Origin of the sequence: Pedobacter sp. BS3, from assembly GCF_008274585.1 — a bacterium.
Lineage (GTDB): Bacteria > Bacteroidota > Bacteroidia > Sphingobacteriales > Sphingobacteriaceae > Hufsiella_A.
On sequence record NZ_VTRT01000001.1, the window covers coordinates 317,856 to 342,050 of the forward strand.

The 24,195-nt window shown below is 43.9% G+C and carries 17 protein-coding genes; 9 read left to right on the forward strand and 8 right to left on the reverse strand.

The annotated features are described in order from the left end of the window. Positions 1 to 1,236 carry an HD domain-containing protein gene (locus FW774_RS01355; RefSeq protein ID WP_149346364.1) on the reverse strand — a complete coding sequence of 412 codons (1,236 nt, stop codon included), beginning with the start codon at positions 1,234 to 1,236 and terminating at the stop codon, positions 1 to 3. A gap of 98 nt (positions 1,237 to 1,334) precedes the next feature. Between FW774_RS01355 and FW774_RS01360 the strand changes: the two genes are divergently transcribed. From FW774_RS01360 to FW774_RS01380, 5 genes are all read left to right on the forward strand, one after another. Next, positions 1,335 to 2,888: a bifunctional response regulator/alkaline phosphatase family protein gene (locus FW774_RS01360; protein ID WP_149346365.1), complete on the forward strand. Its 1,554-nt coding sequence runs from the start codon at positions 1,335 to 1,337 to the stop codon at positions 2,886 to 2,888. Positions 2,889 to 3,068: 180 nt separating this feature from the next. Continuing rightward, positions 3,069 to 3,485 (forward strand): tRNA (adenosine(37)-N6)-threonylcarbamoyltransferase complex ATPase subunit type 1 TsaE, encoded by a 417-nt coding sequence (tsaE, locus tag FW774_RS01365; protein WP_149346366.1) that lies wholly within the window; start codon positions 3,069 to 3,071, stop codon positions 3,483 to 3,485. Positions 3,486 to 3,570: 85 nt separating this feature from the next. Next, positions 3,571 to 4,791 (forward strand): alanine dehydrogenase, encoded by a 1,221-nt coding sequence (locus FW774_RS01370; RefSeq protein WP_187774772.1) that lies wholly within the window; start codon positions 3,571 to 3,573, stop codon positions 4,789 to 4,791. 152 nt (positions 4,792 to 4,943) lie between these two features. After that, positions 4,944 to 5,909, forward strand: a complete 966-nt coding sequence (locus FW774_RS01375; protein ID WP_149346367.1) for a YihY/virulence factor BrkB family protein — start codon at positions 4,944 to 4,946, stop codon at positions 5,907 to 5,909. A gap of 195 nt (positions 5,910 to 6,104) precedes the next feature. Continuing rightward, complete coding sequence (locus FW774_RS01380; RefSeq protein WP_149346368.1) at positions 6,105 to 6,578, forward strand: hypothetical protein; 474 nt, start codon at positions 6,105 to 6,107, stop codon at positions 6,576 to 6,578. Between the two features lie 86 nt (positions 6,579 to 6,664). Here FW774_RS01380 and FW774_RS01385 read toward each other — a convergent pair whose 3' ends face one another. The 3 genes from FW774_RS01385 to FW774_RS01395 all read right to left on the reverse strand — a co-directional run bounded on the left by FW774_RS01385 (position 6,665) and on the right by FW774_RS01395 (position 12,265). Continuing rightward, entirely contained in the window at positions 6,665 to 8,263 is a 1,599-nt protein-coding gene (locus FW774_RS01385) for an arylsulfatase (RefSeq protein WP_149346369.1), read from the reverse strand. A 320-nt stretch (positions 8,264 to 8,583) separates the two neighbouring features. After that, positions 8,584 to 9,783, reverse strand: a complete 1,200-nt coding sequence (locus tag FW774_RS01390) for a PepSY-associated TM helix domain-containing protein (RefSeq protein WP_149346370.1) — start codon at positions 9,781 to 9,783, stop codon at positions 8,584 to 8,586. A gap of 70 nt (positions 9,784 to 9,853) precedes the next feature. Continuing rightward, the gene (locus FW774_RS01395; RefSeq protein WP_149346371.1) at positions 9,854 to 12,265 is read right to left on the reverse strand and encodes a TonB-dependent receptor; all 2,412 of its coding nucleotides are present in this window, start codon (positions 12,263 to 12,265) and stop codon (positions 9,854 to 9,856) included. A gap of 105 nt (positions 12,266 to 12,370) precedes the next feature. On the opposite strand from FW774_RS01395, the gene FW774_RS01400 reads away from it, so the two are divergent. Together FW774_RS01400 and FW774_RS01405 are read left to right on the forward strand one after the other, a co-directional pair. Further along, a complete protein-coding gene (locus FW774_RS01400) occupies positions 12,371 to 13,357 on the forward strand; it encodes a helix-turn-helix transcriptional regulator (protein WP_149346372.1) in 987 nt (328 codons plus the stop codon). Positions 13,358 to 13,422: 65 nt separating this feature from the next. Further along, positions 13,423 to 14,673 carry a PDZ domain-containing protein gene (locus tag FW774_RS01405; RefSeq protein ID WP_149346373.1) on the forward strand — a complete coding sequence of 417 codons (1,251 nt, stop codon included), beginning with the start codon at positions 13,423 to 13,425 and terminating at the stop codon, positions 14,671 to 14,673. Positions 14,674 to 15,025: 352 nt separating this feature from the next. On the opposite strand, the gene FW774_RS01410 is transcribed toward FW774_RS01405, so the two are convergent. The 4 genes from FW774_RS01410 to FW774_RS01425 form a co-directional block, all read right to left on the reverse strand. Next, positions 15,026 to 16,714, reverse strand: coding sequence for a LamG-like jellyroll fold domain-containing protein (locus tag FW774_RS01410; protein WP_149346374.1), 1,689 nt, complete (start codon positions 16,712 to 16,714; stop codon positions 15,026 to 15,028). 349 nt (positions 16,715 to 17,063) lie between these two features. Then, on the reverse strand, positions 17,064 to 18,668 hold the full coding sequence (locus FW774_RS01415) for a 7TM diverse intracellular signaling domain-containing protein (protein ID WP_149346375.1): 1,605 nt from the start codon (positions 18,666 to 18,668) through the stop codon (positions 17,064 to 17,066). Between the two features lie 266 nt (positions 18,669 to 18,934). Then, positions 18,935 to 19,159 (reverse strand): Txe/YoeB family addiction module toxin, encoded by a 225-nt coding sequence (locus FW774_RS01420; RefSeq protein WP_317132751.1) that lies wholly within the window; start codon positions 19,157 to 19,159, stop codon positions 18,935 to 18,937. 44 nt (positions 19,160 to 19,203) lie between these two features. Continuing rightward, positions 19,204 to 19,425 (reverse strand): DUF2683 family protein, encoded by a 222-nt coding sequence (locus FW774_RS01425; protein WP_149346376.1) that lies wholly within the window; start codon positions 19,423 to 19,425, stop codon positions 19,204 to 19,206. A 423-nt stretch (positions 19,426 to 19,848) separates the two neighbouring features. Between FW774_RS01425 and FW774_RS01430 the strand changes: the two genes are divergently transcribed. Together FW774_RS01430 and uvrA are read left to right on the forward strand one after the other, a co-directional pair. After that, positions 19,849 to 20,880: a patatin-like phospholipase family protein gene (locus tag FW774_RS01430; protein WP_149346377.1), complete on the forward strand. Its 1,032-nt coding sequence runs from the start codon at positions 19,849 to 19,851 to the stop codon at positions 20,878 to 20,880. Positions 20,881 to 21,224: 344 nt separating this feature from the next. Further along, a complete protein-coding gene (uvrA, locus tag FW774_RS01435) occupies positions 21,225 to 24,068 on the forward strand; it encodes an excinuclease ABC subunit UvrA (protein WP_149346378.1) in 2,844 nt (947 codons plus the stop codon). The last annotated feature ends 127 nt before the right edge of the window (positions 24,069 to 24,195 follow it).

A 24,195-nucleotide genomic window follows, 5' to 3' on the forward strand; every position in this document is an offset into this window, starting at 1 on the left:
CTAATCATTCGGTTTGAGGCTTTTATCATAACATAAAATATACTTTTGAACCGTTTTTACCAGGGTTTCCAGGTTAGAGTTATCAGAAGCCGTGGTAATATCCTGTATGCTGCCATCTTTCATTAAAATATTGATGTTTCCATCGTCAACACGGTAAGCATTATTTTTAATGGTATCGGTAAACACAAAATACGAAGCCTCTTTTTCAGAAATACCGTATTTTGCTATGGCGTAAGCCGCTAATTTTTCTACTTCTGCCTTATCGGGACTTAAATTACTGATTTCTACATGATATAAATTACGTTCTGTTAAATTTTTGCATAACGTTGATAAAATGAAATCAGGCTCATTAACCCAAACTTTTACAGAGGTATAAATATCGTGATCATCAAGCTTCGAAAACCGCTGCAAGTGCTCGGGATCATCGTTAAAATTGGTACAATTAACAGTATTATATAAAAAATGCGCCAGGTTTGGTGTGGCAAATAGCTTTGTGCCGGCAATAGCCAGGTTTTTAGCACGCTCTAAGATCTTAACCAGCAGCCATTCTCCGGCAATCACGGTTTTATGCAGGTAAACCTGCCAGTACATCAAGCGGCGGGCAATCAGGAATTTTTCTATAGAGTAAATGCCTTTTTCTTCAACAACAAGCTGATCATCAACCACATCCAGCATTTTTATGATGCGGTCAAAGCTGATAACACCCTCGGCAACCCCGGTAAAAAAGCTATCCCTGTTTAAATAATCCATGCGATCCAAATCCAACTGCCCCGAAACCAACTGATGCAGGAACTTCTTTTCATAACGATTATTAAACACATCTATTGCCATACTTAACCTGCCTCCAAACTCGTTATTGAGATTTTGCATCAGCAGGGCTGAAATATGCTCGTGCGATACACCACCTACAATAGTGTGTTCCAGCGCATGCGAGAACGGCCCATGGCCGATATCATGTAATAATATGGCTATAATAGCTGCGTTTTCCTCTTCGGGTGTTATATTGTGACCTTTGCTGCGTAACGTTTCTATAGCCAGGCACATCAAATGCATAGCGCCAAGGGCATGATGAAAACGGGTATGAAGCGCACCGGGATAAACCAGATGGGTCATGCCCAGCTGTTTGATATAGCGAAGCCGCTGAAAATAAGGATGCTGTATTAAATCAAATACCAGCTCTGACGGAACATTGATAAACCCGTATACCGGATCGTTAATGATTTTTTTCTTGTTCAAAGTAATGGATTCCCGGATGCAAAAATTGTTAATTTTAATGAGACAAAAAACTTATTTCTTTGTTACAGCATAACAACAATTCAAATATTTAACGCAATATGCAGAATTCTAAAATACTATGGGCCGATGATGAGATTGACTTGTTAAAGCCTCATATTCTTTTTTTAAATGAAAAAGGCTACGATATAACAACAGCAACCAATGGTAACGATGCTCTTGAATTATTTAAAAGCAACTATTTTGACCTGGTGTTTCTGGATGAAAATATGCCGGGCTTAACCGGGCTGGAAACCCTGACGGAGATCAAGAACAGCAACCCGGATATTCCTATTGTTTTGATCACCAAAAACGAAGAAGAATACCTGATGGAAGATGCCATTGGTTCTAAAATAGACGATTACCTGATCAAACCGGTAAACCCGAAACAAATTTTGCTTACCATAAAAAAATTGACGCAAAACAAGCGCCTGGTAAGCGAAAAAACTACAATGGCCTATCAGCAGGATTTCAGGAACCTGGGTATGATACTAAACGATAACCTGGATTTTAACGAGTGGGTAGACGTTTATAAAAAACTGGTTTACTGGGAACTTTCACTCGAAAAACTGGAAGACGAAGGCATGCATGAAGTGCTTACCCTTCAAAAGGCCGAAGCCAATATGCAGTTCTGCAAGTTTGTAGAAAAAAATTATCTCAACTGGCTTAAAAATCCCGATTCGGGCCCCGTTACTTCCAATCAATTATTTAAAAAGAAGCTGTTCCCGGCATTAGAGAATAATAAACCCACTTTTTTTATCCTGATAGACAATCTGCGGTACGACCAATGGAAAATGATCAATTCTATTATTACCGATTATTTCCGCCTGGAAGAAGAGGATTGTTATTACAGCATTTTGCCTACCGCCACGCAGTATGCCCGCAATGCCATTTTCTCCGGCCTGATGCCGCTGGATATGGAAAAGCGTTTTCCGTCTATGTGGCAGAATGATGAGGACGAGGGCGGAAAAAACCTGTACGAAGAGCAGTTTATGGGCGATCAGATACAGCGAAGCCTGCGCAGGGATTGCAAATATTCATACACCAAAGTGTTAACATACGAACAGGGTAAGGAAGTCAACGAGAATATCAATAACCTGTTAGGGAATGATCTGAATGTTATTGTTTATAATTTTGTGGATATGCTGTCGCATGCCCGCACCGATATGGCTATGATACGCGAACTGGCTAACGATGAGGCGGCTTACCGTTCACTCACGCTGTCATGGTTTGAACATTCGCCATTACTGGATGCCCTGAAAAAGCTTTCGCAGAAAAATGTAAAAGTAATTATTACTACCGATCACGGAACCATACGCGTTAAGCATGCCAGCAAGGTTATCGGCGATCGTAATACCAATACCAACCTCCGCTACAAACAAGGTAAAAATCTGAACTTTATTGCTAAAGACGTATTTCACATCAAAAATCCGCACGATGCGCTGCTGCCACGCCTGCACGTAAGTTCGGGATTTATCTTCGCTAAAGAAGATACCTATTTTGTTTACCCGAACAATTACAACCAGTTTGTTAATTACTTCAATGAAACATTTCAGCATGGCGGGATCTCGCTGGAAGAAATGATCGTACCTTATGTAACCTATACACCCAAATGATAAAATTAAGATTGCTTCGTTATTGCGAGGAAGAATGACGAAGCAATCTATGTACTATGTAGAATTCGAGCGGCATCGAGAAAAAAGATGAGTAACCTTTGTGGCAAAAGATAAAATAATCACGTTGTGTCTTTGTGCCCAGCCTTACAATCACTTAATTTTGTGGTTCAAAATAAACAGGTGAAAATACAACTTATAGCTATCAATGAGCTTGAAAAGGCCGCACAGCAATTGCTTGATGTAGCAGGCAAGCATAAAGTATGGCTGTTTTATGGCGATATGGGCGCCGGTAAAACCACACTCATCAAAGCTATTTGCAGGCAATTAGGTATAACCGATACCGTTTCAAGCCCTACATTTTCTATTGTTAACGAATACGCCTCGCCGCAGGGCCCCGTTTATCATTTTGATTTTTACCGGTTAAAAGCAGAATCAGAAGCGCTGGATCTGGGTTATGAAGATTACCTGTATTCAGGTAATTACTGTTTTATAGAGTGGCCTGAAAAAATATCCAACCTCTTGCCGCAAAATACGTTAAACATAACCATCGGCCTTAGCGGCGATACACGGATTATTGAAGTTAAAAGTCAAAATTAAAAAGTAAAAAAGCAAATTTATCAGCCGATGCAATTGCTGAAACAATTTCGTATCTTCAAACACTCGTTTTTACTAACCGGAGAACATGATAAGTGAACTATCAGCCATTGCCAAACAAGCGCTTATGCAATTGCAGCCGCAGGAAGCAATGCTTGAAACCAAGGTAAAGAAGAACTCTCTGTTTATAGGCATTCCCAAAGAAACTTCATTCCAGGAAAATCGTATTGCGCTTACCCCATTATCCGTAGCGGCCCTGGTAAACAACGGACACCAGGTATATATTGAATCGGGGGCTGGTATGGGCGCAAACTTTAGTGATAAAGATTATAGCGAGCAGGGAGCACGAATCATTTATGATAAAAAGGAGATCTTCGCAGCAGACATCATCATAAAGATCGGCCCTCCAACCATGGCCGAGATCAATATGATGAAAACCGGTCAGGTGCTGTTTTCAACGCTTCAGATGTCATCATTAAAACCCGAAAACCTGGAGGCGATGATGAAAAAGAAGATCACGGCGCTGGCCTTTGAGTACCTGCTTGACGAGGGTGGCATACTGAGCGTTGTGCGGGCTATGAGTGAAATTGTGGGCGCTACCTCCATCCTGATCGCCGCAGAATACCTGAGCAATGTTTTTGAAGGCAAAGGGCTTATGCTGGGCGGCATTACCGGCGTTCCGCCAACAGAAATTGTCATATTAGGAGCCGGTACGGTAGGCGAATTTGCTGCCCGTACCGCTATATCGCTTGGCGCAGAAGTAAAGGTGTTTGACAGCTCGATCTATCGCCTCCGGCGATTACAAACCAATATCGGAACCCGGATCTTTACATCGGTGATACAGCCCATTGTGTTGGAAAAAGCCATTACCACCTGCGATGTTGCCATTGGCGCCATACGTGCAACCAATGGTCGCAGTCCGTGCATCATTACCGAAGAAACCGTTAGCCGCATGAAACCCAATTCGGTATTGATCGACGTTAGTATAGACCAGGGCGGGTGCTTTGAAACTTCGCGGGTTACCAACCATACGCACCCGGTTTTCAGAAAATACGATGTTATCCACTATTGCGTGCCTAATATTGCATCGCGGGTATCGCGTACAGCCACATACGCGTTAACCAATATTTTCACACCCATCTTGCTTGATATTGGCGATATGGGCGGCATTATGAATGTTATCTGGGAAAAACCGGGCGTACGCAATGCCATTTATCTTTTCCAGGGACATCTCACCAATAAAGACCTTGCAGCACGGTTCAATCTTCCGCCGAAAGACCTGGATCTGCTCATTGTTTCAAACCGCTAATATTAACGTTTTAAAACGATGTGTATGTAAATTTGTTAAGGCACTTGATATCACCATGTAAGGTCAATTATAACCGGTCTTGTTAATATATTTTTATATTAATGATTTTAAACCGGTTACCTGTTTTGACTTTTTAATTTTGACTTAACAATATGAACATCAAAATTAAACGCTTCCTGAAAAAGATCTGGGCTTTACTATTAGCCAGCTTTAACGGGTTTACTAACGACAGAGGATTAAAGCTAAGCGCTTCGCTGGCCTACTATACCGTGTTTTCGTTAGCGCCTATGCTTATCCTGATCATATCGCTAACCAGCTTTTTTTATGGAAAAGATGCCATCGAAGGGCAGGTGTTTTCACAGCTAAAGGCCTTTGTTGGCGATACGGCCGCTGCACAGATACAGGATATCATCAAAAACCTGCAACTATCCGGCAAAACCAATATTGCACTCATTGCCGGCATTGTAACCCTGGTGGTTGGCGCTACCGGTATTTTCCTCGAAATACAGGATTCTATCAACATTATTTGGCGGGTAAAAGCCAAGCCAAAAAGAGGTTGGGTAAAGATGCTTAAAAACCGGTTTTTATCGTTTTCGCTGATCATCAGTTTGGGATTTCTGCTCATGGTATCGCTAATTATTAATGGCATTATTGTAGCGCTGCAAACCAAATTACAATACTACTTCCCCGATATCACCATACTGGTTGTTAACGGACTGAACATACTGGTTACCTTCCTGGTCATTTCCTTTTTATTCGGCATTATCTTTAAGTTTTTGCCCGATGTTAAAATTTCATGGAAGGATGTACGTACAGGAGCTTTCTTTACCGCTATTCTGTTCATGATCGGGCGTTACGGCATAGGCCTGTATATCGAATCATCAGGTACTACTTCAGTGTACGGCGCTGCCGGCTCCATCATTATTATCCTGCTCTGGATCTATTATACCTCGGCTATTTTATATTTTGGTGCGGAATTTACCCAGGTTTATGCCGAGCAGTCGGGCAGCAGAATTGAGCCCGCCGATTATGCTATTCATATTGAACAGATTGAACGTAAGGTTGACGTGGATGTATTACCCCCGCAAAATCCGCAGTTAAAAAAGGATACTAAATAGCTAATTACCTGCCGTAAACTTAATATACCTAAAAAGTTACAATATGTATAAATAATTGATTAATAATCAATTAACCTATTTTTAGGTTGTTATCCTCCTGTTAAGCACACACTAAAAAGCCCGGTGGAACGTATTTTGTATTATACAAATTAAGCTTGTGTTGAGCTTACAGATTAGGATTTAAATAGATGTGTTATGAAAAAGTTGGTTCTTTTGATAGCAGTAGTGACATCGGCAGCTTTGTTTAAAAAAGCCGATGCGCAAGTTGGCGTAAATGTTAACATTAACCTGGGAGCTCCGCCCGTTTATGTGGCTCCGCCGGTTGCCCAGGTTTCCTATTATTATATGCCGGATATAGGCGCTTATTATTATGTACCTGCCCGGCGATATTATTACCATAGCAACGGCCGGTGGATCTCTGCGGCTTACCTGCCCGGTGCTTACCGTAGCTGCAATGTATATTCGGTAAGGCACGTAGCTGTATATGGCCCTAAACCCTATTTGCGACATGACTATTACCGCAGCCGGTATCAGCCGCATCAGGCTACCGTTTACCACACTAACTACTATTATTCGCAGCCATCACGCAGCTATAAAAGCTATAGTGCATACCGTGGTGGAAACAGTCACGGGCATAGCAGCCATCACAGCCACGGCCGGCATCATTAAAACAAACTGAATAGGGTGTTTCCTTATAGTTGCCTTTAGCAAGGGAAACACCCTGTTATAACATAAAAACAAGTTGTTTTCCCGGATCAATGTTCGCGTGGGAACATTTTACCACGCTGCTTCATATCTGTACCATTAATGGGCAATACATGGTTTGCTTCTGCCCACTTGTTCCATTTATCTTCAAGCTCTTTTACTTTTTGAGGATATTTTGAAGCCAGATTCTGTACCTCGGTTTTATCTGTGTTCAGATTATACAGCTCCCATGCTCCTGCATAAGGTATCTTATCTGAGCTTTTGGAAACCAGCTTCCAGCTACCGTCCCGTATAGCTTTATTCCCCTCGTGCTCCCAATATAATGTACGGTCAGGCAAAGCTTTACCTAAAAATACCGGCGCTATGTTTTCGCCGTTCAACGGGTTTATGTCATTATCCTGGTATGTTTTAGGGTACGATGCTCCTGCAATAGCCATGAACGTAGGCATAATATCAATAACATGAGCAGGCTGGTTATTTAACAGGGTTCCTTTTGGAGCTGTGTGCCCCGGCCAGCTCACAATAAAGGGTGTATGTATACCGCCTTCATGGACACGGGTTTTGTATAGCCTGAACGGCGTATTACTCAAATTTGCCCAATAGCCCCGGTAGCTTTCATAACTTTCATCTGTACCAATGGTTTCAAGCGTTGGTTTAGAACGGCTAAGATATTCTGCACAAGCGCCATTATCTGCCATAAATACTACTATGGTATTTTCTGATAAGCCGTTTTTTCTCAATGCTTCTGTAATGCGTCCAACTCCCTGGTCCATGCAATCAACCTGGGCCGCGTATATAGCCATACGTTTTACCCACATCTTTTTTTCCTGCTGTGGTATATCTTTCCACGCCGGCACGGTATCTTTAGGACTTAGCAGCACATTTTTGTCAATGATCCCTAATTGCAGCTGGCGCTTATAACGCTCTTCACGCAATTTGTCCCATCCCTGCTCATACAGTTTCATATACTTCTGAATGTCTTTTTCTTTAGCATGTAAAGGCCAGTGCGGTGCAGTGTAGGCTACATATAAAAAGAACGGTTTTTTAGCAGACGCCTGTTTGTTAATAAAAGCTGCGGCCGAATCGGCTATGGCATCTGTTAAATAAAACCCTGGTTTGGCGGTGATCAGCTTATTTCCGGTAGTCAGGGTTTTGGGCGTAAAATAACTGGCTGAGCCTTGTAAAATACCAAAATATCCGTCAAAGCCGCGTTGCAAAGGCCAGTTGCTTTTATCGCCTTTGGGGCGGATGTTAGCACATACATGCCATTTTCCGCTCGCATAAGTAGTGTATCCTGCCGGTTTAAGCACCTCTGCAATGGTCAGGCAGTTTTTATTCAGATCTCCGCGATAGCCATATTCGTGTTGATCGTAGCCGGTCATGTAACCCATACCTGTATTATGTGGATACTGGCCCGTTAGTAAGGAGGCCCTTGTTGGACAACAGCGACCGGTATTATAAAACTGTTTTAATCTCACTCCGTTCTCTGCCAGCTTATCAATATTCGGTGTATGGATCTCGCCGCCATAACATCCAATGTCTGAGAATCCCATATCATCAGCCAGGATCAACACGATATTGGGTTTAGTCTGGGCATTCAGCCCTAAACAGGCGAATATTAAAGCCAGAATAATAGCTGCATTTTTCATTAATTTGAATTTAAGTTTATAAATATGGTTACAACTGGTTACCGGAAAAGCTATGTTTCTTTCAAGTTATTTCTAAATTCAAAACATAACATAACAAAGTAAAATAATAAAAACGAAAGTGACAAAATAAAACACAATGTGGCGTTCCTCTCCCCTGGGACGAGAGCTGCTCATCCTTTGCCAGGAGATGAATACGATAAGTTTTTAACAGGTGCTTAGAGCATGTTCAAATTTTATGAATAAGATCCTTTACAGAGGCCTTCCGAAAAGCCCCTCTGCCATATTAAAATTTAAACGTATTCATGTGAGCCAATAACTATTTAAGTCATTTTGCCGACCAATTGCCTGGCTTGTTTGTGCACTGCGGGTTTTTTCTTCTTCTTTCGTCGTCCCCACCAGATGCAAAACCCGGTTATCGGTAAGCTGGTTGCAATCAATCCGCCGGTAAAGGTTACCAGTTTTCCCAGCCATCCCATCCAGGTTCCCATGTGAAGCGCCCAGTAAGTGTTTTCTATGTTTTCGTGAAGTACCGCTTTATGTGGCAGATTGATTTCATTGCCGGTGTATTTATCGAAAAATGCCGGGTAGTTTCCATCGCGGCTCTTCAGGCCAACGCGTTTGGCAAAAGCCATGCTGTAATATCCGGACGAATCCATTTTAAAGGTGGCTACTTGGGCCGCTTCTGCCCAGGGCAGTTTTTTAAAGTACGCCTGGATAATATCATTTAATTCGGCAGGTTGCTTGTCCCCTTTGAAGGCCGGCAGCTCTTTCTCCCAGGCATGCGAAGTAGCGCCGCCAAAAGTGCCAACGGTTAATTTAGCCAGCGGCTTAAACGCAATGATCAAGCCGGTAACGGTTAGCACCAGGCAAATGGATAATGCATAAAATCCGAGTACATTATGCAAATCATAATTCAGGCGTTTAAACCGTGCATTCCACTTTATTTTAAAGCTTTGCTCACGGGTGGTTTTGGTCCATTTGGCCGGCCACCACAATATAAGGCCGGTTATTAACTCTATCAGGAAAATAACAGAGGCAATATCAATGATCCATTCGCCGGTTCCATGCCATAATAAAGATGCATGAATATGCGCAGTTATGTAAAAAAAGTAAATGGTGCCATCGTCTTTCAATATCTTCCCGGTGTACGGATCCATGTAAACAAACCGTAATCCTTTTTCTTTATCAAAGGAATTGAATTTAAGGGAGCGGGCGGGATCTTTATACACGATCATGTAACCGGGATTGCGGCGTTTGGGATAAGCTTCTTTAAACCGTGCCAGAATTTCGGTCATAGGCAGGCGTTCTTTTTTTACCTCGGGCACATACAGCGCATCCTTATTGGCCGCGTCAATAATTTCATCACAATACACTACAATGGTTCCCGTAAGGCAAACTACAATAAGTATGATCGCCGAGATGAGACTGGGCCACAGGTGTATCCAGGCTACAATTTTCCCGAATGTTGATTTGGTTCCTTTCTTTGGCGGAACCTGGTTTGCTGACTTTGCACTTTTCATCCTATCTCATTTAAATACAAAAGATTAGCTACCCGGAGGCAGCTAATCTGATGCAGCTGTTTTTCATGTGTTAGAATTTGTACGATATAGAGCCGAGCACTTCGCGGGGATTTTGAGGTTGCCCGTAAAAATTCCAGTATTGCTCGTTAGTGAAGTTATTTACTTTTATCCCGATACGGTATTTAGGCTGATCGTAAAAAGCTGTTGCTCCAAAAATAGTATAGGCCGGAACGCCGAACTTATTCGAGATCTCCATGTATGTTTTACCGGCGTAGTTTACACCAGCTCCAACACCAATACCTTTAACCTTACCTTCCAGGAACTTGTAGCTGGCCCAGGCATTAAATACATTTTCAGGCGTCCATGGCATCCGTTTATCCTGGTAAGCGGCATTGTATTGGGTATATTTGTTATCGTTGTACCCGTAGCCCAGCACAAGATTAAGCCCGGTAACGGGATTAGCGATCAGCTCGGCTTCAAAACCCTTGCTTTTTTGAGTTCCATCCTGTACAGATGTACCATCGGGGAGGCTACGCACCATATCCTTTACTTTGATATCGTAATAGCTCAATGTACTGTTCAGCTTGCCGTCAAACAGTTCCAGCTTAATACCACCCTCTGTTTGATAGGCCTGTTGCGGATCCCATACCGAAATGGTTCCTGTAGCTGCATTTACCGATGGCGCTACGTTGATAAACCCGTTAGAATAGTTTCCAAACAGCGATACTTTATTCTTTATCGGCTGGAATACCAAACCGAATTTAGGCGAATATTGTACCTGTGTATAATTATCTGTTCCGGCTACGCCGTTGGTGAGTGTCTTTTTGTTTTCATAGCGGTCTACACGTAAGCTGGCAACAGCAACCAGGTAATCGGTAATGTTTACCGCATCAGAGGCGTAAGCGCTTAAAGTAAAATACGTGTTCCGGATGCCGGTAGTGAATGCCCTGGTCAGCTTATCCACCTGGTTCCGTGAGATGGGGTTCCAGGGTGTTTTGTCGTCAAGCACTACGTTATCGTACGGAGCAAATACACTATAAACCGGGTTTCCGGTTACCGGGTTAGTTCCTGTCTGGAAAGTTCCGTACTGGTAGTTGGTTACGTGGCCGTAATAATCCAGTCCGGCAACTAACCTGTTGCGTACATTACCGATCTTGAAATCGCCAATGAAATTTTGCTGCAGGTTATCGGTAGTAAGCTGGTACACGTCAAATGGCCGTATGCCGCGTGAGATATGAGTATCGTCTACGTAAGATAATACCAGGAATACGGATTGGTTTTCGCCCGACTCACCATGCTGGTAAGAAGTTTTTGAAATCCACTGATCTGAAATTTTGTGCTCTATTTCTGCCATAGCGTATACCGACGACCGTTTAGTCCCGATATCATTGCTGGAGAATGATCGGTTATGGATCAGGTTCAGGTCTTTCATGGATGTTACGGTTAGCTTATCCGAGCTTCTCACGTAAGCATTCAGGTTTTTATAGGGCGCATACACATCGGCATCAAAGCGTACGGTAGTGCGCTCGCTGGTTTTGAACGACATGCTGGCCGCAAATGCCAGGCTGCGTACAAAACCTGCATCCTGGAATGAATTGGCTGTATGGGCAGCAGTGTTGATGCGTATCAATGCGGTTCTGTCTTTGTTGAGCGGGGTATTAATATCCGCTGTAAAGCGATTCAAGCCCCAGCTACCTGTGGTATACGAAACTTCGCCGCGAAAACTCTCAAACGGACGTTTGGTAATCGTGTTTATCACACCGCCATAAGTAGCCATTACACCGCCATACAAGGTTGCTGACGGCCCTTTAAGCACCTCAACCCGTTCAATATTTACAATTTCGGTTTGTGTACGCGGGTCTACCACCAACCCGTTCCTGAATGTGGCATTGCTTCTGAAACCGCGAAGCGTAAAATCGTTGCCGCTATCGTTAACACCGTTCGAGGCCACAACACCGGGCACACTGGCAACTGCCGTATTAAAATCTACGGCCAATTGTTCCTGCATGATTTCTTTGGTTACCATGCTGTACACCTGCGGATTTTCTAAATCGGCCAGCGGAATTTTTGCCGGTGTGGTTGTAGGTTTCTTGGCAAATTTATTTTTCTGGATGTCGGCCACTACCACTTCGCGTAGCTGGTTAGCTGCCGATTTTACCGTGATCTGCCTAACGTTATTTTCCTGCCCGGATGTAACCGTAATGCTTTGCTGCGTGGTGATATAACCCGCATAAGTTATGATCAACGTGTAATTACCGGCGGGCGCATCAAATTTAAACCGGCCATCTTCTTTGGCCATGGTGCCGTAACGGGTATCTTTAAGCATTACGGTAGCAAATGCCAGGGGTTGGTTATCTGCTGTAACAACTGTACCGGTTATAATTCCTTTAGCCCGTTGTGCAAACGAACTGTTGCTTAATAGCAGCATCGTAATAAGCTGTAAGCAAGCAAGTTTTCCTGATCTGTGTATCTTTTTTATCATTTTATTATATATTTATTTAGACTTATTTTAAATTGCGGCAAATTTAAAGCCGGCTGCTGCATTTGAGGTAACGCAAAAGGGATTATTAATGACGCAAAAAGGATAATGAGAAGTATATTACGGAGCAACGATATCAGGGAATTAGTGCGGATATACGATTACCCGGAAGCCAGGGATATGCCTCATGGACTGATAGAGCGAACGGAGGCATGGGATTATAACGGTATAAAAAGTAATGTGCAGCATATATTGCTTGATGGGATTTATATTTCGCAGCGCAGGCAAAGTCAAACCCGCGATTTTATACTGGAAACCGAGCACGATTTCCCGTTCCTGAAAATGCAATTTGAAATGCACGGTCACTCTGATTTTGTCCGTTCTAAGCACGGCAGCTTTGATCTGACCATTGACGCCGGCCGGCATCAGCTATTTTTCTTTCCGGAGGTTAAGGGCCAACTGACTTATCCGCGTTTCCAGGATCGTAATACGCTGGAGATCATATTAGCTGTCAGTTTTCTGAAACGGTTGTTTAACAATAACCTGGATATTCTGAAACATTTTGGTGCAGGCATTGAGAAAAATCAGCCGGTGTTTGCTGCTAACAGTTGTATGCCGATAACTCCCGAAATGTTCCTGGTGATATCGCAGATCAGGCAATGCACCTATACCGGGTTGTTCCGTAAGGTTTACATCGAAAGCAAGGTTGTTGAATTGCTGCTGATGCAAATAGAGCAATCGGACACTTATGGCGAACAGGCTAAAAGCGCTTTGCAGAAAAGCGATGTAGAGAAATTTCATTATCTCAAAGAGCTCATTGCCGATAATCCTTATAAGCCGTATTCCCTGGCCCAGTTATCGGAAATAGGCGGAATAAACAATTTTAAGCTAAAAAAAGGCTTCCGGCAGCTATTTGGCAAAACAGTATTTGGATACATTACCGAGGTACGCATGCAAAAAGCCCGGGAACTGATTATGCAGGGCGAAAAATCCATCGCCGAAATAGCTTACCTGAGCGGATACAAAAACCCGCAGCACTTTACCGTTGCCTTTAAAAAACAATTTGATTGTCTGCCGAGCAATTTAAAACCTTAGTTGTCTGCCCAATAGATTTGAATAGCATTGTCCTATTGCCTAACTTCATGTTTATATTTTAAAACATGTCGGGTGTATGGAGAGCTAAGCTTAAAAGGGGATGTACAGCGCTATTGCTGTTAGTGCTGGTGTTTCCGTTTTCGCTAAAGGCACAGTCGCTCCATTTATTGCACCGCAAGCGCTTGTCCATACCATTTAAGGTTGTTAAAAACCTTATCGTTATTCCGCTGATGCTGAATGATAAAGGGCCGTTCAACTTTATAGTTGACAGCGGTGTGGGCCTGTTCATCATTACCGACCCAACCTTAAAAGACTCTTTGCACGTTAAAAATATCCGTCAGATTATTATTAATGGTTTCGGCGAAGGCCATGATATTTCGGCTTACATAGCACCTTCTATCGACATTAACATCGGTAATGCAATTTTGGGAAATGTATCGGCGGCCATTTTTAAAGAAGATACATTTAACCTGTCGTCATACACCGGGATGCCTGTTCATGGCTTAATCGGTTTTGAATTATTCAATAGCTTTACCGTACGTATTAATTATGCCACCAATGTATTAACTCTTTACAGACCGGAAAGCATGTTCATCCCTAAAAAAGGTGTCAGGATACCCCTGAGCATTGAAGAACATAAACCTTATATTCAGGCTTCGGTCACGCTGGATGATCAAAAAACAATACCGGCACATTTAATTGTAGATACCGGCGCCGGACATCCATTATCACTGGAAACTATTTCGGGTGTGCCGATAGAACCACCGGAAACCAAAATTGCAGCTAACCTCGGCGTGGGACTGGCCGGGCCGATAAACGGTTACCTGGGCCGCATTGCTCGTATCAGGATCGGTAAATATGAGTTGAATCAGGTCATATCATCGTTCCCGGATTATAATGATGTTACGGCAAAAATTAATTCCATTAGCCGTAACGGGAATATTGGATACGGTATTCTGAAACGCTTTAACCTGGTTTTTGATTATGCCCGTGGATATATTTACCTGAAACCGTTCAGTACCTTTAAAACACCGTTTGAGCACGATATGACAGGTATGGAACTGCTGGCGCTGGGCGATAAGTATGATCACATAGTAATCTCGAGGGTAGAGCCGGGGTCGGCCGCTGCTGAGGCCGGTTTGGAGAGCGGCGATGAAATTTTAGCGATCAATTTCAAAGCCGTAAAAACGATGAGCATGCAGGAAATCGACGACCTGTTTGCTTCAAAGGAAGGCCGTAGCTTCATGATCGATTTCATACGGCACGAAGACAAGCAAAAAGCGTACGTGATCTTAACGCTGAAGCGGCGGATTTAAGTATAGACCTGAGTTCGATTGGTTTTTATGGTATTCATGAGCTCACTGCGTCCTGTTGCTTTCCCGAGGCCTCGGAATCCTCGTCCCGAGGTTTCGCATAGGCGTCAGGTTAATTTTATGAAATGTTAATAATTAGCTGTAAATCAATCAATTGTTAAAAAAGCACAGACAGAGCTAAAAAGCCCGGAACCCCGTCACCCTGAACTTGATTCATCCCGAGACTTCGGGAGTAAAGCGGCGCTTATGCTGCTATTTAGGAGATTCCGGATCCCCCGAGTACTCGGGACGGGACGGCAGGGGCTTTTTAGCTCTTAACTTAATGACATTTTAGTGCCTTCGTGGCAATAAATCCTTATTTCCTGATCACTTGCCTGCTTTCACTATCACTTTTTCCCATCAGACTGACAATATATGTTCCTGCCGGATAAGCGCCTAATGAAAGGATCTTACTGCCTTCTTTTTCATTCAGCCCGATATGCTGCAATATCCTGCCGTTAAGGTCGGCTACTTGCAGTTGGGTAAATTTACCTGCTGCAAAGGTTACGGTAACGTTGCTGGCTGTGGGGTTGGGATAAAGGTTGAAAGTTATACGTTGTACGTTATACGTTACTGTTCTAACGCCTAATTCCGTTGTTTTTCCATCGTTATCTATTTGTACCAGTTTGTAATAGTTGGTGCCATTTAGGGGATTTTTGTCGTAAAAGGTATAAGGTGTAGGGTTTAAGGCGTAAGGTGTTTGACTGCTTACCTCCCCAATTTTTACAAAACCTTCCTTCCCTCCGCCTTTTAACCCTCCACCTCTACGATAAATCTCAAAACCTTTGTTATTGCTTCCTGATGAAGTTTTCCATTGCAATCTGGCAAAATTACCATCAGCTTTGGCAGTAAAGTTTAACAGGCTTACGGGTAGTGGGCCTTCGTTAAGCGGATTTATGGTAAGGTTTACAGTTTGGGTATTGTCCGAAGTATAGGTGCCGTTATTTACCTGGTATACGAAATTGTCGCTGCCACTATAGCCGGCATCGGGCTGGTAGATCACGCGACGTGGATTACCCCCAATGTCTGTTAAAAGCGTTCCTGTACTGGTTATTTCGTCGCTTTTAGTCGTGCCGTCGTCAGTCTGGTAAAGTTTACCATGGGCCGACAGAGTGGTAATGACGGCTGTAGCTGATGCCTGATTATCCAGATCGCTTCCACCCAGGCGAATCGGAATGCTGGCATCTTCATCCAGATTGGCGGTATAAGCCGTGTTACTATTTCCCCATTCATCGCCACTACCAGCTAGCGTCCCATCATTATGGCTTGCGCTCCGGTCGTGTATAACAGAACCGCTGCCTTCTTCAAAATTCCAGTAGCCTGCCAGGCCGGATTCTGTTCCGCTTAAGGGTGTATGCATATATTCCCGGAGTTCGGCCTGCGTGCGGGCAGTGTTCCATACCCGTACTTCGTCAATTGAACCGTTAAAAAACTCTCCCCAGACGGGCTTATAGCCTATACTTGCTTCGCCCAGACTGCTGACAGATACGGCCGAGGTGAATGTCATACTGTTATCAACATGACCATCGATATAAATAGCTACCTGCTTTCCAACCGCGTCAAACACCCCGGCTACGTGGTGCCACTGGTTATCTGCAATGTCCGTAGTTCCGCTAATACCAACGCCCGCCGCAAAACCAAGACGATTGTCGTCAAACCGGAAATAGTAACCGGGATATGCTCCGCCATATTGCTGCTTGGCAAAAATAGTGAAGTGACCGGAGCCGGAGCCTCTTTTTATCCAGGCCTCTATAGTAAAACTACCTATCCCAAGGTTCAGGGCAGGTTTATTGCCAATGAGTATTCCTTCATTATGATTACTTTCCAGCGTAATGGCCTGTCCTAAACCGGCTACCGGTTTAACCGGACTGGTATTTCCTGTCATTAAATGGGAACGCGATGTTGATAACGGGTCTGCAACGACCTGACGGGCATTAACCAAAACAAGGGCCAGGATAAAACAGCCTGCAAACAGGCGCAAAGTATTCAAGTAACGTTTTTTCATTGTTTTACACAGCAAAAATTCCGGGACTAAAATCGGTTAGAAATGCTTTTTTTACTAAAAAACAGGCGGGACAAATATGGGACAAATGATGGAAGGGTTAAAGGTAGAAGGCGGGAGGAAGGTAAAAAAGTTATACGTTTTACGTAGTACGTTTTAGGTAGCTAATAGTTCATGATTTATAGCGTATAGTAGGAAAGTCAGGAAAATCAGAAAAGACCGGAAGCTTACTCCCTCCCTTACGCCACCGCTAAAGCTAAGGCGGCACGCGGTTGGGAGGGTTGGGGTGGGCCAGGCAAGAAACAAGACATGGTGCACAGACCAGTTCCCTTTTTCCGCCAGTTGGCGGAGGCTAAAGATTCACTTTTTTACGCAGGCGCTGCCGGGCTTTGCGAACGGCTTCGGAAGTTACACCGAGCATAGCAGCCATTTCCTGGTTGGTCATGCCCAGCTTAAGCAGCGAAAGCAGGCGCAGGTCGTAGTCGGTGAGTTGCGGAAATTGATGGCGCAGGTTTTCAAGGTAACCGGGATAAGCGTTGTTAAATAATTTCCGGAATTCGAGCCAGTCCTTTTCAGTAAGAATTACCGCTTCCATCAGCTTGTTGAGATAATAAGCTTTTTGCTGTTCTGTCTGAGCCGATTCAGCTACACCTTTCCACTTCTCGGTTTCGGCCCTGACCTGTTCTACCAATTCATTTTTTTCTATCAGCTGGCGGGTGAACATCTCCAGCTCTAACCGGGCATATTCCAGCTGACGGGCCAGGGTTTCTTTTTCGGCTTCGGCCTGTTTGCTTAGCCATTTATAATACCGGATCTTATCGGCCAAAGCAAAAGCCATCAGGAGAGCTTCGCCGGTTATGCCAAATTTAAGCGAATGTGCCGTAAAGCTGTTGTACGGGATCCAGGCCATATCTTTTGCCAGAAATACCAATACTGAAATAATCAGCATCGACCAGGCCGCCAGGAAAAAACGGGCTGGCTTGAAGCCCTGCCTGAGCAAGCGGATACCAAGGTATAAAAAGTAAATGCAGGTGATAAAAACAATGCCCTGGCTGATACTCAATGCCGCGTATTTGTATCCCGTAAGGCTTACCAAACAACCACCTATCAATGCTGCAAAAAGGATTTGCAATAAGCGGAAAAGCTTTTTATCCTGCTGCCGCATGTTAAGAAACGCCGTTACAAATACAATGGCAAACAGAATAGGCAATGATGATATAATAGCCGGATGATCATTAACAGACATATGATCTGGCCACAGATAGGCATAAGCCAGCCCGTCAAAGTGCATCAGCGTTATGCCGGAAAACACCAGGTAAAGCACATAATAGAGATACGAACGATCCCGCAGGATAAACCAGAGAAACAGGTTGTAAATAACAATAGCGGCAACTACTCCGAAAAAGAGCCCGTTAATTAAAAAATTCCGGCTTTCGTGCTCCATATAACCTTCGGCAGAGATCACTGTTACCGGGAATTGACGGGGAAGCTTGATATGCAAACGTATATACGCGGTGTAATTTTCAGGTGAGACCGGGAGCTTAAAGATCAGTCCGGGAGCTTTTACTTCCCGGTGCGCAAACGGCACTTTGTCTCCGCCATAGCGACTGAACAACACCTTGCCGGCCTTAACACCGTACACCATTACACTATCAATGGTTGGATTTTTGATTTCCAGATACAGCTGCCGGACAAAGGGATTGCTTAATTCAAATTTAAGCCAGGCAAAGGTTTCTTTATCAGCAAAAACAGGCACATCCTGGTTTATGGGCTTAAATTTCTGTGGCCTAACTGCAACATCCTGAATAGTTAAGCTGCCGGAATCGTCAGTCAGCAGCAACATGCGGTGCAAGGGCCAGAATCTGCCGGAACTGTTAATCCGCAAGGTATCCTGGGCCAATGCTTTGACAGCAAAGATGAGCCAGAAACAACCTAAAAGCACTTTTTTAACAGGCATACCGATAGAGAATCTAAAAGGTTAAATCTCGAAGATGTATCTAAAAACCTGGGGTCGATTAATAATCCTGCTCAAAATAGATTTAACAAAGATTGCTTTCCCGTACGTACGGGATACCTCCTCGCAATGACGAAAAAAAGTGCGTCATTGCGAACCAAAGCGTTGGAAGTGGGCATTAGAGTGAAGCAATCTGCTAGTAATCAGCTAAATAATAATCGAATTCAGGTTAAAAAGTCAACAACGAATATAGCAATTTATACGCTCTCTTATTCGTAATGGCCTTTAACGGAAAGGATAAAGACGACACTTTCTTTCACCTCATAGACCAATCTATGCTCCTTATTAATTCTTCGGGACCACATTCCCGACAGGCTATGCTTCAAAGGTTCAGGTTTTCCTGTTCCAGTAAACGGGTGTTCTGACAGTTCTTTTAAAAGATTTAACAGTTTATTGAGAACAGCTTTATTGCCGGTTTTTTTTATGGGCGGCAATATCTTCTTTAGCTTTATTGGTAAAATCTAAATGATATTCCATATTACAAACCCAAAAATTCTTTTAGGTTTTCTTTTTTTACTCTTGTTACCTTACCCTCTTTAGCTTGCTGCCGGCTTTCCAGAACTTTCTGTACAAAATCTGGATTGTAGCTTTCTTCTTTAGACACTTCAAACTTAATTTTAAGAGCTTGCATAAAAGCCTTTAAGGCATTTACCTGTTCAACCGTTTGGGGATGTGCAATGAATATATCTTGTGCTTTCATAAGGTTACATTTTCATTTAAAACTCTTTGAGTTGCTTTTTGGTAGCATTGTATTAATGACTAAAAACGGTGTGCTTATCGATTAGGCTGCTACCTGCTTTTGCAATATGCCTTTGCATATTTCTTTATGGTTATTACCTAATGCCAGTTAGCCAAATTACTATACCATACAAAAATAGCGATAAAGTGAACTTCGTGCAATAAATTACGAAAATAGAAAACTGTAAATCTCAGAGCATTCTCCTGCATGTCAACTCATATACAGATTAAATCTATTCTTAATAGCGTCGCTTATCATTCATAGAAAAATGGCACATCCTTCTTTGGTCATAAAACAGCATTTAACAATTCCTTATTTTGAACTTATTAAAAATCTGCCTTATCTTGCCCATAAGAATTAGCCTTTAAGGGTTAATTTATAGGAATGAAAAAAATATTGTCAATAGACGGCGGCGGTGTGCGGGGCATTATCCCGGGCATGGTTTTGATTGCGCTTGAAGATAAGCTCAAGGCTAAAACGGGTAATCCCAATGCTGCCATTATGGATTATTTTGATTTTTTTGCCGGAACCAGCACCGGCGGCATATTAACCTGCCTGCTGCTGTGTCCCGACGATGCAAACCCAGGCCGGCCAAAATATTCGGCCCGTGAAGCTGTTAACCTGTACCTGAGCCAGGGGAGCGATATTTTTAAAATGAGCTTCCTGAAAAAAGTGCTTTCGGGCATAGGCTGGGTGAGCGAACGTTACGACAGCACGGTATTTGAAAATGTGCTGGAATCATATTTTGATAAGATCAGGCTGAGCCAGCTCATCAAGCCCTGCATTATAAGCGCATATAATATTGAGTTGCGCAAAACGCATTTTTTCAGGCAGCAGGCCGCTATTAAACGCGGCGATATCCGCGATTTTTACATCAAGGACGTATGCCGGGCTACCTGTGCTGCGCCAACTTATTTCAGTGTGGCCGAAATTTACTCGCTGGCCAATATCCGCTATCCGCTGCTTGACGGCGGCGTATTTGCCACCAATCCGGCTTTAAGCGCTTTGATCGAGGTTACCAAAACCAATGCCGATGCCCGTATCCAGGATCTGTTCATTGTTTCGCTGGGAACCGGAGCTTCCAAGCGCTCATACGATTATGAATATTTTAAACGAAGCAAGGCCATTGCCATTGTGCCGGCGCTGATCGATATCATGATGAGCGGTGTGGCCGAAACCAGTGACTTTTTCCTGAAACAGATATTTACATCGCTGCATAAACCTAACCAGTATATCCGTATTGACCCGGCAAGCCTCGGCAGCATCAACGAGCGGCTTGATGCTGCCTACGATGTTAACCTTAAAAAACTTCAGGCGCTGGGCGATCAGACCGTAAGTGAAAAAGATGCCCTGCTTAACCATATTGTTGATCTGCTGATAGAAGAACACGAGAATTTAGAGGCAAGAAAAATGTAAGGCAAAGCACCTTAGCCGAAAGTAAAACAGAAGCAGGAATTTAGGGCAAAACGGATTTTGATTTAAACGAGTATGTTATGGGTTATGTGTTTCGGGCCTCGTAACTCACAATTCGTAACCACAACATCCTTCTGCCTTCCCGACTATCAGCCATGAACTATGAACCATACAGACATTATCCCTTGTCAACTCTCCATTATCCACTGTCAACTGTCAACTGTCAACTGTCAACTGTCAACTGTCCATATATTATCAGCCACGCAAAACTTCTTGACGCTTAAATTGCGTTTTATGCTAAATAAATTCGCATCTTTACCACTTAGTTTTCGAGCGGGTAATTTACTATGAACAATACTGTTGCCGACCTTGGCGAGCAAAGTGAGGTTGAAGTTTACGGAGCCAGGGTACATAATCTTAAAAATATCGATGTTTCTTTTCCGCGTAATAAACTGGTTGTAGTAACCGGCTTAAGCGGCAGCGGCAAATCGTCGCTGGCATTTGATACCATTTATGCCGAAGGGCAGCGGCGGTATATGGAAACGTTCAGCGCTTACTCACGCCAGTTCCTGGGCGGCATGGAGCGTCCCGACGTGGATAAAATATCGGGATTAAGCCCGGTTATTGCCATTGAGCAGAAAACCACATCCAAAAACCCGCGGTCTACCGTAGGTACTATTACCGAGATTTACGATTTTATGCGCCTGCTCTTCGCCCGTGTGGGTGAGGCATATTCTTACATAACCGGCAAAAAGATGGAACGCATGTCTGAAGACCAGATATTCAACACCATTTTAGAGCAGTTTCACGATAAACCCATCAATATACTGGCGCCCGTAGTAAAGGGACGTAAGGGGCATTACCGTGAGCTTTTTGAGCAGATACGCAAACAGGGATTTGTGAAAGTGCGGGTTGATGGACAGATTGAGGATTTACGTCCTAAAATGCAGCTTGACCGGTATAAAGTTCACGATATTGAGATCGTGGTCGACCGGCTTATCGTGCACGAAAAAGATAAAAAACGCATCCATACTTCCGTACAGTCGGCATTAAAAATTGCAAAAGGTATTATTAAAATTACCGACAAGGATAACAACGAATACTTTTTCAGCAAATACCTGATGGATGCCGAATCCGGTATTTCGTACGACGAACCGCAACCCAATACCTTTTCGTTCAACTCGCCGTACGGCGCCTGCGAACGCTGCGATGGCCTGGGCTATATTTTTGAAATCGACGAGGCTTCGGTTATCCCCAACCCGAAGCTAAGTATCATGCAAGGCGGTTTAGCACCTTTAGGCGAATACCGTGAAACATGGATATTCCAGGTGCTGAAAGCCCTTTCCAGGAAATATGACTTTTCGCTGTCAACGCCATTAGAGAAATTACCGAAAGAAATTATCCATATTATCCTTAACGGCTCGCACGAATTGCTTACGGTTCCGGTAGAGTATAACAAATGGAACGTACAGAATTACCAGATTACGTTCGACGGGATTATTAAGATATTGGAAGAACAGACGGAGCGTCGTGGTGATGAATCTTCGGGCGACCTGGAAAGTTTTCGTGCCGTAAAAACCTGTCCGGAATGCCATGGGGCACGCCTCAAGAAAGAGTCCCTGCACATTAAAGTAGCCGATAAAAATATCTTTGAGCTGGCCTGCATGGATATTGCGCAACTTTCCGCCTGGTTCCAGGATATTGAATCACGACTCAATGAGCGGCAAAATGTTATCGCCAAAGAAATTTTAAAAGAGATACGGGCCCGTATCGGCTTCCTGCTGGATGTAGGCTTAAACTACCTCACGCTTGACCGCACAGCCAAAACCCTTTCGGGAGGCGAAGCGCAACGCATCCGGCTGGCAACACAAATAGGTTCGCAGCTGGTCAATGTGCTGTATATACTGGATGAGCCAAGCATCGGCCTGCACCAGCGTGATAATGCCCGTCTCATTGCCGCTTTGAAGAACCTGCGTGATATCGGTAACTCCGTACTGGTTGTTGAGCACGATAAAGACATGATACTGGAAGCCGACCATGTAATTGATATGGGGCCGGCTGCTGGTGTACATGGCGGTAAGGTAGTAGCCGAGGGCTCGCCGGAACAAGTTAAACAAGCTCATACCCTTACAACAGCTTACCTGAGTGGCGAAAAAGCTATTGCCATTCCGGCAGAGCGACGAAAAGGAAACGGTAAAAAGCTGGTGCTTAAAAATGCTACCGGCAATAACCTGAAGAAAGTAACAGCTACTTTCCCCTTGGGTACTTTTATTTGTGTAACCGGTGTATCCGGAAGCGGAAAATCAAGCCTGATTACAGAAACCCTATATCCCATTTTAAATCACCATTTTTTCCGGGCGAAAAAAACACCTTTGCCTTACGGGAAAATTGAGGGACTGGAGCATATTGACAAGGTTATTGAGATAGACCAGACGCCTATCGGCAGAACGCCACGCTCAAACCCTTCCACTTATACCGGCGTATTTTCAGACATCCGGAACCTGTTCGTACAACTGCCCGAAGCCAAAATACGGGGATATAAGCCCGGCCGTTTTTCATTCAACGTAAAAGGCGGACGCTGTGAAACCTGCCAGGGCGCCGGTATGAAAGTAATTGAAATGAACTTCCTGCCCGATGTACAGGTTCCCTGCGAAGAATGCGGCGGCAAACGCTATAACCGCGAAACACTGGAAGTGCGCTACCGCGGAAAATCCATCAGCGATGTGCTGGACATGAGCATTGAAGAAGCGGTTACCTTTTTTGAACCCATTCCTGCCATCTACCGGAAGGTAAAAACGCTATACGACGTAGGATTGGGATATATCAAGCTGGGGCAGGCCTCTACCACACTGTCCGGCGGTGAGGCGCAACGCGTAAAGCTGGCTACCGAGCTCTCTAAAAAAGATACCGGCAAAACATTTTATATTCTGGATGAACCCACAACCGGGCTGCATTTTGAAGATATCCATGTGCTGTTAGGCGTGTTGAATCGGCTGGTAGAACATGGCAATACGGTGCTGGTTATTGAGCATAACCTGGATGTTGTAAAAGTTGCCGATTGGGTCATTGACCTCGGCCCGGAAGGCGGTGCTGGCGGCGGACAAATACTTTTTGAAGGTACTCCCGAAGCATTAATCAAAGTTAATGAAAGCCATACAGGCAAATTCCTGAAGATAGAAATGGGGCGGTAAATCCTTTTCATGCAGAGACCGTAAAGAAAAAACCCGGCGCTCTTGGCGTGATCTCCTTTCACGCAGAGGACGCTAAGGTTTTTACGCTAAGCTCGCAAAGAGAAAACCTGGCGGTCTTGCTACTTAT

Excerpts from the sequence above, each read along its gene's own strand:
- FW774_RS01390 (WP_149346370.1), bottom strand. The coding sequence starts at position 9,783 with ATGAAAAGTGCAAAGTCAGCAAACCAGGTTCCGCCAAAGAAAGGAACC.
- FW774_RS01370 (WP_187774772.1), top strand. The coding sequence starts at position 3,571 with ATGATAAGTGAACTATCAGCCATTGCCAAACAAGCGCTTATGCAATTG.
- FW774_RS01415 (WP_149346375.1), bottom strand. The coding sequence starts at position 18,668 with ATGCCTGTTAAAAAAGTGCTTTTAGGTTGTTTCTGGCTCATCTTTGCT.
- FW774_RS01385 (WP_149346369.1), bottom strand. The coding sequence starts at position 8,263 with ATGAAAAATGCAGCTATTATTCTGGCTTTAATATTCGCCTGTTTAGGG.
- FW774_RS01375 (WP_149346367.1), top strand. The coding sequence starts at position 4,944 with ATGAACATCAAAATTAAACGCTTCCTGAAAAAGATCTGGGCTTTACTA.
- FW774_RS01425 (WP_149346376.1), bottom strand. The coding sequence starts at position 19,425 with ATGAAAGCACAAGATATATTCATTGCACATCCCCAAACGGTTGAACAG.
- FW774_RS01410 (WP_149346374.1), bottom strand. The coding sequence starts at position 16,714 with ATGAAAAAACGTTACTTGAATACTTTGCGCCTGTTTGCAGGCTGTTTT.
- FW774_RS01400 (WP_149346372.1), top strand. The coding sequence starts at position 12,371 with ATGAGAAGTATATTACGGAGCAACGATATCAGGGAATTAGTGCGGATA.
- FW774_RS01430 (WP_149346377.1), top strand. The coding sequence starts at position 19,849 with ATGAAAAAAATATTGTCAATAGACGGCGGCGGTGTGCGGGGCATTATC.
- uvrA (WP_149346378.1), top strand. The coding sequence starts at position 21,225 with ATGAACAATACTGTTGCCGACCTTGGCGAGCAAAGTGAGGTTGAAGTT.
- FW774_RS01380 (WP_149346368.1), top strand. The coding sequence starts at position 6,105 with ATGAAAAAGTTGGTTCTTTTGATAGCAGTAGTGACATCGGCAGCTTTG.
- FW774_RS01395 (WP_149346371.1), bottom strand. The coding sequence starts at position 12,265 with ATGATAAAAAAGATACACAGATCAGGAAAACTTGCTTGCTTACAGCTT.
- FW774_RS01405 (WP_149346373.1), top strand. The coding sequence starts at position 13,423 with ATGTCGGGTGTATGGAGAGCTAAGCTTAAAAGGGGATGTACAGCGCTA.
- FW774_RS01360 (WP_149346365.1), top strand. The coding sequence starts at position 1,335 with ATGCAGAATTCTAAAATACTATGGGCCGATGATGAGATTGACTTGTTA.